The following is a 12972-nucleotide window of genomic DNA, read 5'->3' on the forward strand; positions in this document are numbered from 1 at the left end:
TCTGCCATTGTTTGGCACACACTGCAGCAGCAAGACTATGAAAAGCCAGAACGAACTCATCTTCGATCCGCAACTGATCCGTAAATTCGACATTAACGGACCGCGGTACACCTCTTATCCGACAGCGGACCGCTTCGTCGAGGCCTTCAACGCGGATGCGCTCAAGGCGTGGCTCGCAAAGCGGGCCGTCGGCGGCGTCAGCAGACCGCTCTCATTATACTTCCACATCCCATTCTGTAACACGATCTGCTACTACTGCGCCTGCAACAAGATCATCACCAAGGATCATGGGCGCTCGGCCAAGTACCTGAAATACCTGGCGAAAGAGATCGCCATGCAGGCGGCCTGCCTCGAGGGCAGCCGCCAGGTCACCCAGCTTCACCTCGGCGGCGGCACCCCCACCTTCCTGTCGCATGACGAGATGCGCGAGCTGATGGACGCGGTGCGTGAGCACTTCACGCTGGTGCCCAACGGCGAATATTCGATCGAGGTCGATCCGCGCAAGGTCGATTTCGACACCGTCAAGCTGCTCGCCGACCTGGGCTTCAACCGCATGAGCGTGGGCGTGCAGGACTTCGCCGAGGACGTGCAGGCGGCGGTCAATCGCATCCAGAGCTACGACGAGACCAAGCTCGTCATCGACGCCGCGCGCGCCACCGGCTTCAAGTCGGTGAGCATGGACCTGATCTACGGCCTGCCCAAGCAGAACGTGATCAGTTTCAACCGCACGCTCGAGCAGGTGCTCGAGATCTCGCCCGACCGCATCTCGCTCTACAGCTACGCCCACCTGCCGGGGCTGTTCAAGCCGCAGCGGCGTATCCAGACCGGCGACATGCCCAGCGCCGACACCAAGCTGCAGTTGCTGCAGCTCGGCATCCGCCGCCTGACCGGGGCCGGCTACGTCTACATCGGCATGGACCACTTCGCCAAGCCGGACGATGAGCTCACCGTCGCCCAGCGCCAGGGCCGGCTGCACCGCAACTTCCAGGGCTACTCGACCCAGGCCGAATGCGACCTGCTCGCCTTCGGCGTGTCGGCGATCGGCAAGATCGGGCCGGTGTATGCGCAGAACGTGAAGACGCTCGACGAGTACTACGATGCGCTCGACCGCGACGAGCTGCCGGTGCTGCGCGGCATCGAACTCACCGCCGACGACCTGCTGCGGCGCGCCATCATCCAGGCGCTGATGTGCCATTTCGAGCTGTCGATGCAGTCGATCGAGATTGCCCACCTGATCAATTTCCGCGACTACTTCGCCGACGAGCTCGCCGACCTGGCCGAGATGGAGAAGGCCGGCCTGCTCAAGATCGACGGCGACTGGATCAGCGTCGAGCCCGCCGGGCGCCTGTTGGTGCGCGGCATTGCGATGGTGTTCGACCGCTACCTGCGTGCCGATCGCGAGCGCGCACGCTACTCGCGGGTGATCTGAGCGCACTTGCCGCCAAACTGCATTTGCCGCCTACCCTTCCTGCAGTGCAGCGTAAAATGACGGTTTCGTCCTTGTCGGCCATGCGCCGGAGCCGTCATGCCTGAAACCGGTTACCTTGCCGTCTTCCTGATCGGACTGCTCGGCGGCACGCACTGCGTGTCGATGTGCGGCGGCATCGTCGGTGCGCTCACGATGCAGGTGCAGACGCCGGGCAGCAAGCCGCAATGGCCGCTGCACCTGGCCTACAACCTCGGGCGCGTCAGCACCTACACTGCACTCGGCGGCCTGGTCGGTGCGCTTGGCTCGGTCGGCATGCTGTACGACGGCATGCTGCCGGTGCAGATGACGCTGTACGTGCTCGCCAACCTGATGCTGGTGGCGCTCGGTCTCTACCTCACCGGTTTCACCCGCCTGCTGGCCCCGGTCGAGCGCCTCGGCCACCTGCTGTGGCGGCGCATCCAGCCCGCCACCCGCCGTTTCCTGCCGGCGCGCTCGGTCAAGCAGGCACTGCCGCTGGGGCTGCTGTGGGGCTTCATCCCCTGCGGCCTGACGTATTCGATTCTCGCCACCGCGCTGGTGACCGGCTCCGGGGCGCGCGGTGCCGGCCTGATGCTGGCCTTCGGCCTGGGCACGCTGCCCAACCTGCTGCTGGCCGGCATGCTGTTCAAGCGTTTCCGTGACTTCACCCGCAATCGCAAGGTGCGTCTGGCATCGGGCCTGCTCGTGCTCGGCTTCGGCCTGTTCGGGCTCTACCATGCGCCCAGCCTCGGCGGCGACCTGTGGAGCGGCGTGGTGTGCGTGACCTGAGATGACGAGGAGTAAGGCATGAACGAAGTGACGATCAAGGTCCTGGGCATGAGCTGCGGAGGCTGCGTGAAGAACGTGACCGGCGTGCTGCAGGCGCTGCCAGGCGTCGAGCAGGTGCAGGTCTCGCTCGAGGGGGCTTCGGCCGCGGTGCGCTACGACCCGGCCCAGGTCTCGGTCGAGGCGCTGCGCGCCGCGGTCGAGGACGCCGGCTTCGACGCTCCAGCCTGATTGGGGCCATGCGACACGGGCAGCGACGCCGTGCAAGACATCGCGGTTTCCCCCTATAATCCGCGCACAATTTTTCCACGGGAGGGAATCATGGGTTTTGATCTGGTCAGCGCCGGCAAGGACGTGCCGAACGACATCAATGTCATCATCGAGATCTCCGCGCAGGGCGATCCGATCAAGTTCGAGGTGGACAAGGACAGCGGCGCCGTCTTTGTCGACCGCTTCATGGGCACCTCGATGCGTTACCCGCTCAACTACGGCTATGTGCCGCACACCATCGCCGGTGATGGCGACCCGGTGGACGTGCTGGTCGTGACCCCCTTCCCGCTGGCTCCGGGCGTCGTCATCCGCTGCCGTCCGGTGGGCGTGCTGAAGATGGAAGACGACGGCGGCGTGGATGCCAAGGTCGTCGCCGTGCCGGTGTCCAAGCTGACGCCGCTGTACGACAAGGTCCAGACCACCGACGACCTGCCCGAGCTGCTGATGAAGCAGACGGTGCATTTCTTCGAGCACTACAAGGACCTCGAGCCCGGCAAGTGGGTCAAGATTCTGGGCTGGGGCACGGTCGAGGAAGCCAAGCAGGAAATCGTGAACGGTCTGGCTGCCGGCAAGAAGTAAGCGCGCACAGCACAAAAAAACCGCGGGATTCCGCGGTTTTTTTTCGTCCCTTGTACGCTCAGCGCGGGATGCGCGCCACGTGCAGCAGGTTGGTGCTGCCGCTCTTGCCGAAGGGCAGGCCGGCGATCACGACCACGACGTCTCCCGGGCGGGCGAAGTCGTGTGCCACCGCGGCACTGGCGGCATGGTCCACCATCTCGGCGACGTCATGCACCTCCTCGAAGGGCACGGGGTGCACGCCCCACACCAGGGCCAGACGGCGGGCCGTGCCCAGATGCGGGGTCAGCGCCAGGATCGGCGTTGCCGGCCGCTCGCGGCTGGCGCGCAGGCTGCTGAAGCCGGTCGTCGTGTACGCGACCGTGGCGGCCGGCTCGAGCAGGCCGGCCACACGGCGCAGCGCGCAGCAGATGGCGTCGGGCGTGTTGGCCTCGGCGGGGGTGTGGCTCGCCTCCAGGCCGGTACGCCAGGCCGGATCCTGCTCCACTTCGCAGATGATGCGGTGCATGATGCTGACCGCCTCCACCGGGTACTGGCCGGATGCCGACTCGGCCGACAGCATGACCGCGTCGGCGCCGTCGTAGATCGCGGTGGCGACGTCCGAGGCCTCCGCGCGCGTGGGCACCGGCGCGCTGATCATCGACTCCAGCATCTGCGTCGCCACCACCACCGGCTTGCCGGCGGCCCGTGCCGCGCGCACGATGCGCCGCTGCAGCACCGGCACCTGCTGCGGCGGCAGTTCGACGCCAAGGTCGCCGCGCGCCACCATGATGCCGTCGGCAAGGGCCACGATGGGCTCGAGCTGGTCGATGGCGGCGGGCTTTTCCAGCTTTGCCATGACCCACGCGCGGTCGCCGATGATCTCGCGTGCCTCGCGCAGGTCCTCGGGGCGCTGCACGAAGGACAGCGCCACCCAGTCCACCCCGAGCGACAGGCCGAAGTCGAGATCGGCCCTGTCCTTGGCGGTGAGTGGCGAGATCGGCAGCACCACACCGGGCACGTTGACCCCCTTGCGGTCCGACAGCACGCCGCCCACGACGACCGTGGTATCGGCAAAGTCGGGGCCGAAGGCATCGACGCGCAGGCGCAGCTTGCCATCGTCGAGCAGCAGTTCGGTGCCGGCCTCGAGCGCGGCGAAGATCTCGGGGTGGGGCAGGTTGACCCGGCGGGCGTCGCCGGCGGCGGGGTCGAGGTCGAGCCGCAAGCGCGCCCCGGGGCTGAGGGTGACCTTGCCTTCGGCGAAGCGTCCGACACGCAGCTTCGGACCTTGCAGGTCCATCAGCACGCCGATCGGGCGGCCGATCTCCTGCTCGACCTCGCGGATCAGGGCGAGACGTTCGGCATGGTCGGCATGGCTGCCGTGGCTGAAGTTGAGGCGGAACACATCGGCGCCGGCCGCGGCCAGCTCGCGGATACGCTCACGGGTGGAGCTGGCCGGGCCCAGGGTGGCGAGGATGCGGGCGCTGCGTTCGCGTTTCATGCCGCGTGCTCCAGTGTGTGGGACAGCTCGAGGGCGGTGACACCGGCGCGGGCGACCTGCGCGTCCTCGCCCGCCTTGACCCCGGAGACGCCCACTGCGCCGATGATCGAGCCTTCAACGACGATCGGTTCGCCGCCCTCGAGCGGCACCACCGGCATGGCCAGCGCGGCAAAGCGGCCGTTGTTGACCATGTCCTCGAAGGCCTTGCTCGGCTTGCCGCTGAGCACCGAGGTGCGGGCCTTCTCGGGGGCGACGGCGGCACTCATCAGCGGCGCGCCGTCCATGCGCTGCAGCCACAGGGCATGGCCGCCGGCGTCGCAGATGGCGATGCTGACGGCCCAGCCATGGGCGCGGGCCTCGGCCTCGGCCGCGGCAGCGATCTTCTTGACGTCGGCAAGCGTCAAGGCGTGGGTGCTTTTCATTGCGTGTCTCTTCCTTTTCGTTGTGTCGGCAGCGCCTCAGCGCTCGCCCAGATCGGTGAAGCGGATCCATTGCGCACCCTTCCACAAAACCGTCCGCCCCATCTCGTAGAGTTGATCGGCACCTTCGACCACGGTCAGGAAGTGGTTGCCGGCGAGCTGGCCCATCTTGCTCGCGAAGCAGCTGCTGCCATAGGCGAACAGGATCTCGGTCTCCGAGAAGCCGCCGGGGTAGAGCAGGATGTCGCCGCGCGACGGGTGGCTGGTGTGGTTCTCGAAGCCGACGCCGGTGTCGAAGTCGCCGAGCGGAACCCACACCGCCTCGCCGCTCCAGCGCGAATGGATGACCTGATTGGAAAAGGGCAGCAGTTTCAGGAAGGCGGCGCAGGTCTTCGGCGCAGCGGCTTCTTCCAGACGCGCGACGAAACGCGTCGTGCCGACGTCGATGGCGAGGTGGCGCATCGGGGATCTCCTTTGGTGAGGTGGGCGACGGGTCGGGGAGTACCCGCCGCCCGGGGCGCCGGTCGATGCCGACGCCTCGTGATTATCGACCGCGATTCGGACGGCCGGGATACGCCGGCCGTTATTGTCCGATTTCGAAATTCGCCATCTTCTCCAGCGCGCGCACCATCGCCGAGTGGTCCCACTTGGCACCGCCGTGCGCCGCGCAGGCGTTGAACAGCTCCTGCGCGGTGGCGGTGTTGGGCAGCGACACGCCGAGCTGGCGCGCGGTGGTGAGCGCGAGGTTGAGATCCTTCTGGTGCAGCTCGATGCGGAAGCCCGGGTCGAAGGTGCGCTTGACCATGCGCTCGCCATGGACCTCGAGGATGCGCGAGTTGGCGAAGCCGCCCATCAGCGCCTGGCGCACCTTGGCGGGGTCGGCACCGGCCTTGGCCGCCAGCAACAGGGCCTCGCCGACCGCCTCGATGTTGAGCGCGACGATGATCTGGTTGGCGACCTTGGTGATCTGGCCGTCGCCATTGCCGCCCACCAGCGTGATGTTCTTGCCCATCAGCTCGAACAGCGGCTTGACCTTGTCGAAGGAGGCCTCGCTGCCGCCGACCATGATGGTCAGGCTCGCTGCCTTGGCGCCGACCTCGCCGCCGGAGACCGGCGCGTCGAGGTATTCGCAGCCGAGCGCATTGATCCGCCTGGCGAACTCCTTGGTGGCGACCGGCGAGATCGAGCTCATGTCCACCACGATCTTGCCCTTCGACAGGCCGGCGGCGACGCCTTCGGGGTTGAACAGCGCGTCCTCGACGTGCGGCGTGTCCGGCACCATGGTGATGATGATGTCGGCCTGGCGCGCGACCTCGGCGCCGTTGGTGCAGACCTTGGCGCCGGCCTCGAGCAGCGCCGCCGGGGTGTCACCGTGGGTGAATGTGTGGACGGTGTGGCCGCCCTTGAGCAGGTGGCCCGCCATGGGCGCGCCCATGATGCCGAGTCCGATGAATCCGATGTTAGCCATGTCCTTGTCTCCTGATGTCGATGATTGCGTGGGTGTTCAGCCGGCCAGCGCCTGGCGCCAGCCCAGGCCCTCGCGGGTGCCGGCGGCGGGCTTGTATTCGCAGCCGATCCAGCCGTCGTAGCCGAGCCCGTCGATGAAGCGGAACAGCCAGGCGTAGTTGATCTCGCCCGTGCCCGGCTCGTTGCGGCCCGGGTTGTCGGCGATCTGCATGTGGGCGATCTTCGGCAGATGGCGGGCGATGGTGTTGGCGAGCTCGCCCTCCATGCGCTGCATGTGATAGATGTCGTGCTGCAGGTACAGGTTGCTTGATCCGACCTCGTCGATCAGTGCGATCGCCTGCGCGGTGCGGTTGAGGTAGAAGCCCGGGATGTCGAAGGTGTTGATCGGCTCCACCAGCAGGCGGATGCCCGCTGCCTCGAGCTTGGCGGCGGCAAAGCGCAGGTTGGCGACCAAGGTTTCGTGCACCTTGTCCGCAGCCACGTCGGCCGGCGCGATGCCGGCGAGGCAGTTCACCTGCTTGCAGCCGAGCGCGGTGGCGTAGTCGATGGCGCGGCCGACACCGTCCTGGAACTCGCCGACCCGGTCCGGATGGCAGGCGATGCCACGCTCGCCCCCTTCCCAGTTGCCCGCCGGCAGGTTGTGCAGCACCTGGACGAGGCCGTGCCTGTCGAGGCGCTCGGCGATCTCGCCCTTGTCGAATGCGTAGGGGAAGAGGAATTCCACGCCCTTGAAGCCGGCTTCGGCGGCCGCCTGGAAGCGGTCGAGGAAGGGCACTTCGTTGAACAGCATGGTGAGGTTGGCGTTGAACTTCGGCATGTCCGTTTCTCCGGTTTGCAGTTGCGGGCGGGCAGGGCGGGAGCGGCCAGGACCGACTCCCGCAGCGATGCACTCAGTCGAGCATCGAGATCGCGGTCGGGGCGTCCGCACCGCGTTCGGCGAGCTCCTCGAACTCGTTGATGGCGTTGATCTCGGTGCCCATCGAGATGTTGGTCACGCGCTCGAGGATGATCTCGACCACCACCGGCACGCGGAATTCTTCCATCCACTGCTGCGCCTGGGCAAAGGCGGGCTGGATGTCTTCGGCCTTGCGCACGCGGATCGCCTTGCAGCCCAGACCCTCGACCACGGCAACGTGATCGACGCCATAGCCCTCGGTCTCGGGTGCGTTGATGTTCTCGAACGCGAGCTGCACACAGTAATCCATGTCGAAGCCACGCTGCGACTGGCGGATCAGGCCGAGGTAGGCGTTATTCACCAGCACGTGCAGGTAAGGCAGCTTGAACTGCGCGCCCACCGCCAGCTCCTCGATCATGAACTGGAAGTCGTAGTCGCCCGAGATCGCCACCACGCGGCGCTCCGGGTCGGCTGCGCACACGCCCAATGCCGCCGGGATGGTCCAGCCGAGCGGGCCGGCCTGGCCGCAGTTGATCCAGTGGCGCGGCTTGTACACATGCAGGAACTGGGCAGCGGCGATCTGCGACAGGCCGATCGTGCTGACGTAGCAGGTGTCCTTGCCGAAGGCGAGGTTCATCTCCTCATAAACGCGCTGCGGCTTCATCGGCACGTTGTCGAAGTGCGTCTTGCGCTGCAGCGTGCGCTTGCGCTGCTGGCACTCGGCGACCCAGGCGCTGCGCTCGCGCAGCGTGCCGGCGGCCTTCATCTCGCGTGCCACCTCGAGCAGGCGGTCGAGCGCGGCGCCGGCGTCGGACACGATGCCGTAGTCGGGGCCGAACACGCGGCCGATCTGGGTCGGCTCGATGTCCACATGCACGAACTTGCGCCCTTCGGTATAGACCTCGACGGAGCCGGTGTGGCGGTTGGCCCAGCGGTTGCCGATGCCGAACACGAAGTCCGACGCCAGCATGGTCGCGTTGCCATAGCGGTGCGAAGTCTGCAGGCCGACCATGCCGGCCATCAGCGGGTGGTCGTCGGGGATGCTGCCCCAGCCCATCAGGGTCGGGATCACCGGCACGCCGGTGAGCTCGGCGAATTCCTGCAGGCGGGCGGCGGCGTCGGCGTTATGCACGCCGCCGCCGGCGACGATCAGCGGGCGCTCGGCGGCGTTCAACATGTCCATCGCCTTCTCGGCCTGGGCGCGGGTCGCGGCCGGCTTGTAGGCGGGCAGCGGTTCATAGGTGTCGATGTCGAACTCGATCTCGGCCATCTGCACGTCGAAAGGCAGATCGATCAGCACCGGGCCGGGACGGCCCGAGCGCATGATGCTGAAGGCCTGCTGGAACACGCGCGGCACCAGGGCCGGCTCGCGCACGGTCACCGCCCACTTGGTCACCGGCTTGGCGATGGATTCGATGTCGACCGCCTGGAAGTCCTCCTTGTACAGGCGGGCGCGCGGAGCCTGGCCGGTGATGCACAGGATGGGGATGGAGTCGGCGGCGGCCGAGTACAGGCCGGTGATCATGTCGGTGCCGGCGGGGCCGGAGGTGCCGATGCACACGCCGATGTTGCCGGCCTTGGCGCGGGTATAGCCCTCGGCCATGTGCGAGGCGCCCTCGACGTGGCGGCCGAGGATGTGCTTGAAGCCGCCGTTCTTCTTCATCGCCGAGTAAAGCGGGTTGATCGCGGCGCCGGGCACACCGAACACGGTGCTCACGCCTTCCTTGCGCATCACCGCGGCGGCGGCGTCGACTGCTCTCATGCGGGCCATTTGCTGTCTCCTCGTAGGGGATGTTGTTGAAATCGATGGCTGCAGGATAGAGGGCGGGCGAGGCGTCGTGAATGGGTGTATAAATCGCTTCTGTCGATACTCTGGGTATTGAATGCCATGGATCGCCATACCGAGATACGCAGCTTTGCGCTGGTCGCCGAGAAGGGCAGCTTCGCCGCCGCCGCGCTCGTCGAGGGCGTCACGCCGGTGGTGATGGGGCGTCGCCTCGACGGGCTGGAGAGACGCCTCGGCGTCAAGCTGATGCACCGTTCCACGCGTGGGCTGACGCTCACCGAGCTCGGCGAACAGTTCCTCGAGCAGTGCCGTCAGTTGCTGCGCGAGTTCGACGAGATCGAGCGTGGCGTCAGTGCCGGGCGCAACGTGGTGCGCGGTCACCTCGTGGTGTCGGCACCGGCCGCCTTCGGCCGCCGCCATGTGGCGCCGCACGCACCGGCCTTCAAGGCGCGGCATCCCGAGCTCAGGATGTCCTTCAACTTCACCGACAGCGTGGTCGACCTGGTGCGCGAGGGTTATGACATGGCGATCCGCATCGGCGAGGTCACCGACCCCAACTACGTCGCGGTGCGGCTGTTTCCCAACCGGCGGGTGGTGTGCGGCACGCCGGACTACTTCGACCGCCATGGCATCCCGCGCCAGCCCGAGGATCTCGCGCGCCACAACTGCCTCGCCTTCAACCTCGCCGGCGGCCAGCAGCGCGGCTGGACTTTCCAGCGCGACGGGCGCCTGTTTGCGGTGCGCGCCGACGGCGACCTCGCCTGCAACGACGGCGAGCTGCTGTTCGGCTGGGTCAAGCAGGGCCTGGGCGTGGGCTGGCGCTCGACCTGGGAGATCCAGGCCGAGCTCAAGCGCGGCGAGCTGGTCACGGTGCTCGACGAGTTCGCCGTCCCGAGCTACGACATCCAGGCGGTGTATCCGCAGCAGCGCCACCTGCCGGCCAAGGTGCGGCGTTTCATCGACTATCTGAAGGGAATCTACAACGCGCCCGGGTATTGGGAAGGCCTCGTGTGCGGCGAGGGCGGCGCGGAGCGTGGAGGCGGCGCAAGGGCGGACGGCGGCACGAGTGCGGCAGCTGGCGGCTAGGGTCGATCGCCGGGACGACAAATCGGCGCGACCCGAAGGCCGCGCCGACTCGATGTGCGCCGCAGGGCCCGCAGGCGGCGGGCCGGGTGGGGCGATCAGTGCGCTTCGGCAAGCTTGGCGGCGGCGACGCTCGCGGCCTCGTCTTCCTTGCGACCGCCGTTGAAGTACAGGTTCAGCGCAACCGCAGAGATCGCCGTCAGCAGGATGCCGGACTCGAGCAGCGGATGCAGGCCGTGGGCCATGTGCTGCGTCCAGCGCGGCGCGACCAGCGGGATCATGCCGACGCCGATCGAGATGGCGACGATGTACAGGTTGTTGCGGTTGGTCTTGAAGTCGACGTTGGCGAGGATACGGATGCCAGTGGCCGCGACCATGCCGAACATCACCAGGCCGGCGCCGCCGAGCACGAAGGTCGGCACCGACTCGACCAGCGCGGCCATCTTCGGCAATAGGCCGAGCACGATCATGATCACGCCGGCAGCCACGCACACCCAGCGACTCTTGACCCCGGTCACCCCCACCAGGCCGACATTCTGCGAGAAACTGGTGTAGGGGAAGGTGTTGAACACACCGCCGATCACCGTGCCCAGGCCGTCGGTGCGCAGGCCGGCGGCGAGCTCCTTCTGGCTGATGCGCTTGCCGGTGATGTCCGACAGCGCGAGGAACATGCCAGTGGATTCGATCATCACCACCACCATCACCAGCGTCATGGTCAGGATCATGACGATGTCGAAGGTCGGCATGCCGAAGGCGAAGGGGGTGACGACATCGAACCAGTTCGCCTTTGCCACCTGGTCGAAATGCATCTTGCCCATGCCGGCAGCCACCACGCAGCCCAGCACGATGCCGAGCAGCACCGCGATGTTGGCCACGAAACCCTTGCCGTAGCGCACCAGCAGCAGGATGGCGACGAGCACGAAGGCGGCCACCGCCATGTTGTCGAGCGCGCCGTAGGCGGCATTGTCGACCATCGGAATCGCGCCGGGCAGCTTGGTCAGCGCCGTGCCGGCGGCTTCCGCCTGGACGCGCGCGCCATCGACCATCTGCACCAGGGCCGGCACATCGACGCTCTGGGCAAGGTGGGCCGGCCCGCCCATTGCCCAGCCGATGCCCACCCGCATCAGGCTGATGCCGATGATGGCGATGATGGTGCCGGTCACCACCGGCGGGAAGAAGCGCAACAGCCGGCTCATCAGCGGCGCGATGAAGATCGAGATCAGGCCGGCACCGATGATGGCGCCGAAGATCGCGCGTGCCCCCTCGGGGCCGCCCTGGACATTGGCCATCGCCACCATCGGGCCGACCGCGGCGAAGGTGACACCCATCATCACCGGCAGCTTGATGCCGAAGTGGCGACCGAAACCGAGCGACTGGATCAGGGTGACCAGGCCGCAGCAGAACAGGTCGGCGGAAATCAGCAGGGCCACCTGCTCCGGGCTCAGGTTCAGGGCGCGGCCGATGATCAGCGGTACGGCGACGGCGCCGGCATACATCACCAGCACATGCTGCAGGCCGAGGGTGAATAGCCGGCCATTGGGCAGCCGCTCATCGACGGGATGGACGCCTTGTGCGGTGGCGTCCCGGGTGGTGTCGGACATGTTTGTCTCCTTGCTTGTATGGTTTTCGTTCCGCCCCACAGCGTCGGCCTGGCCTGTCGTTCGGGCGGCGATCATCACTGACCTGGGCCAAGTCTAGGCAGTGCAAGGCGGCGCGCAGCGTGGCTTCGCTAATAAGCCGAATACAAAAACTTATATGTCGATGGATGAGCGCGAGCGCGAGCGCGAGCGACGGGGCGATGGCAAGGCTGCGGCGGCGCAAGGCAGAACGGCCACGCCCCGTGAGGGACGTGGCCGTTCTGCTTCGAGGAGACAGGAGGGGGGCGGGCGGCCCGCGTTGGGGCCGGCGTCCTAGCGCAAGGCGCCGGAAAGCAGCAGGTAGCCCGGCAGCCAGCCGGTGAAGATGCCCTGGCCGATGGCGACGCCGGCAGTGAGGCGGGTGATCGGCTTGTGCAGCGCGAGCATCAGGAAGAACAGCAGCCACAGCACGGACCAGGCCGCCCACGATAGCCCGAGCCACCAGTCCCAGGTGCTCGAGGCGATACTCAGAGTATCGATTGCCACCGGGACGGCCGTGATCGCCACGAACAGGCTGAACCAGCCCAGCCCGCGTCCGTCCGCCCCGGTGAAGCGGTTGAAGGCGACCCACAGGTAGGTGAAGGAGAACAGCAGCGACAATGCTGCGGCCTTGATCGATGCGCCGTCGGCGCCCTCGCCGAAGGCGAGCTTGAGCGCCACCAGCAGGGTCAGGCCGCCGGTGAAGACATTGATGACCGAGATCTCGCGATCGCCGATGCGGCCGAGCATCCACAGACCGTTCAGGATCAGGACGGCACCGACGTAGAACAGCGATAGACCGAGGAGCATGGGGGCAGGGTGTGTGGAATCCAGGGATGGGGAGGTGTCGGGCATCGGGCGCGTGCTGAGCGCATGGCTGCGGCGATGCCTGAGCGTGAGAGTCTAGGGGTCAAGGCCGCAGCGGGGGCAGGCTGGTGCGGATAGGGCCCATCAGCTTCCGTGTATTGTTGCAATGCAGCGAACATTGGGGGGAGCGGGCATCCCCCGCGCGCAGGTGAATGGGAGAAGCGGATTCAGTCTGCAGCCTGCTGCGCTCGCGCGTCGATGACGCCCGGGCGGTCGAGCGGGATCTCGTCGCAGTTGTGCCCCGGCCCGCTGCGATCGATGACGATGAAGTCGCACACGG

13 protein-coding genes are annotated in these 12972 nt (G+C 67.1%); 5 read left to right on the forward strand and 8 right to left on the reverse strand.

Annotated features, from left to right (window positions below; translation table 11 throughout):
- Positions 1–37 precede the first annotated feature (37 nt).
- The 4 genes from hemN (at position 38) to ppa (ending at position 3082) form a co-directional block, all read left to right on the forward strand.
- Positions 38–1429: an oxygen-independent coproporphyrinogen III oxidase gene (hemN, locus tag PLC66_RS17100; RefSeq protein ID WP_324542570.1), complete on the forward strand. Its 1392-nt coding sequence runs from the start codon at positions 38–40 to the stop codon at positions 1427–1429.
- Between the two features lie 96 nt (positions 1430–1525).
- Positions 1526–2236, forward strand: coding sequence for a sulfite exporter TauE/SafE family protein (locus PLC66_RS17105; protein ID WP_324542572.1), 711 nt, complete (start codon positions 1526–1528; stop codon positions 2234–2236).
- 18 nt (positions 2237–2254) lie between these two features.
- A complete protein-coding gene (locus PLC66_RS17110) occupies positions 2255–2464 on the forward strand; it encodes a heavy-metal-associated domain-containing protein (RefSeq protein ID WP_324542574.1) in 210 nt (69 codons plus the stop codon).
- 90 nt (positions 2465–2554) lie between these two features.
- Positions 2555–3082 carry an inorganic diphosphatase gene (gene ppa, locus PLC66_RS17115; protein WP_324542576.1) on the forward strand — a complete coding sequence of 176 codons (528 nt, stop codon included), beginning with the start codon at positions 2555–2557 and terminating at the stop codon, positions 3080–3082.
- A 58-nt stretch (positions 3083–3140) separates the two neighbouring features.
- On the opposite strand, the gene pyk is transcribed toward ppa, so the two are convergent.
- The 6 genes from pyk to gcl form a co-directional block, all read right to left on the reverse strand.
- Positions 3141–4559, reverse strand: coding sequence for a pyruvate kinase (pyk, locus tag PLC66_RS17120; RefSeq protein ID WP_324542577.1), 1419 nt, complete (start codon positions 4557–4559; stop codon positions 3141–3143).
- Entirely contained in the window at positions 4556–4981 is a 426-nt protein-coding gene (locus PLC66_RS17125; protein ID WP_324542578.1) for a GlcG/HbpS family heme-binding protein, read from the reverse strand. The genes pyk and PLC66_RS17125 overlap by 4 nt, the downstream gene beginning before the upstream one ends.
- 36 nt (positions 4982–5017) lie before the next feature.
- On the reverse strand, positions 5018–5440 hold the full coding sequence (locus tag PLC66_RS17130) for a DUF3830 family protein (protein ID WP_324542579.1): 423 nt from the start codon (positions 5438–5440) through the stop codon (positions 5018–5020).
- Positions 5441–5561: 121 nt separating this feature from the next.
- On the reverse strand, positions 5562–6446 hold the full coding sequence (locus PLC66_RS17135; protein WP_324542581.1) for a 2-hydroxy-3-oxopropionate reductase: 885 nt from the start codon (positions 6444–6446) through the stop codon (positions 5562–5564).
- A 36-nt stretch (positions 6447–6482) separates the two neighbouring features.
- Positions 6483–7262 (reverse strand): hydroxypyruvate isomerase, encoded by a 780-nt coding sequence (hyi, locus tag PLC66_RS17140; RefSeq protein WP_324542582.1) that lies wholly within the window; start codon positions 7260–7262, stop codon positions 6483–6485.
- Between the two features lie 73 nt (positions 7263–7335).
- Positions 7336–9111 carry a glyoxylate carboligase gene (gene gcl, locus PLC66_RS17145; protein WP_324542584.1) on the reverse strand — a complete coding sequence of 592 codons (1776 nt, stop codon included), beginning with the start codon at positions 9109–9111 and terminating at the stop codon, positions 7336–7338.
- A gap of 117 nt (positions 9112–9228) precedes the next feature.
- Here gcl and PLC66_RS17150 point away from each other — a divergent pair, with 117 nt between their 5' ends.
- Positions 9229–10212, forward strand: coding sequence for a LysR family transcriptional regulator (locus tag PLC66_RS17150; protein ID WP_324542586.1), 984 nt, complete (start codon positions 9229–9231; stop codon positions 10210–10212).
- Positions 10213–10307: 95 nt separating this feature from the next.
- Here the strand turns inward: PLC66_RS17150 and PLC66_RS17155 are convergent, their stop codons facing one another.
- Together PLC66_RS17155 and PLC66_RS17160 are read right to left on the reverse strand one after the other, a co-directional pair.
- Positions 10308–11810 (reverse strand): nucleobase:cation symporter-2 family protein, encoded by a 1503-nt coding sequence (locus tag PLC66_RS17155; RefSeq protein WP_324542588.1) that lies wholly within the window; start codon positions 11808–11810, stop codon positions 10308–10310.
- Between the two features lie 309 nt (positions 11811–12119).
- Positions 12120–12635: an AmiS/UreI family transporter gene (locus tag PLC66_RS17160; protein ID WP_324542590.1), complete on the reverse strand. Its 516-nt coding sequence runs from the start codon at positions 12633–12635 to the stop codon at positions 12120–12122.
- Positions 12636–12972 lie beyond the last annotated feature (337 nt).

It is taken from the genome of Thauera sp., assembly GCF_035444905.1.
Lineage (GTDB): Bacteria > Pseudomonadota > Gammaproteobacteria > Burkholderiales > Rhodocyclaceae > Thauera.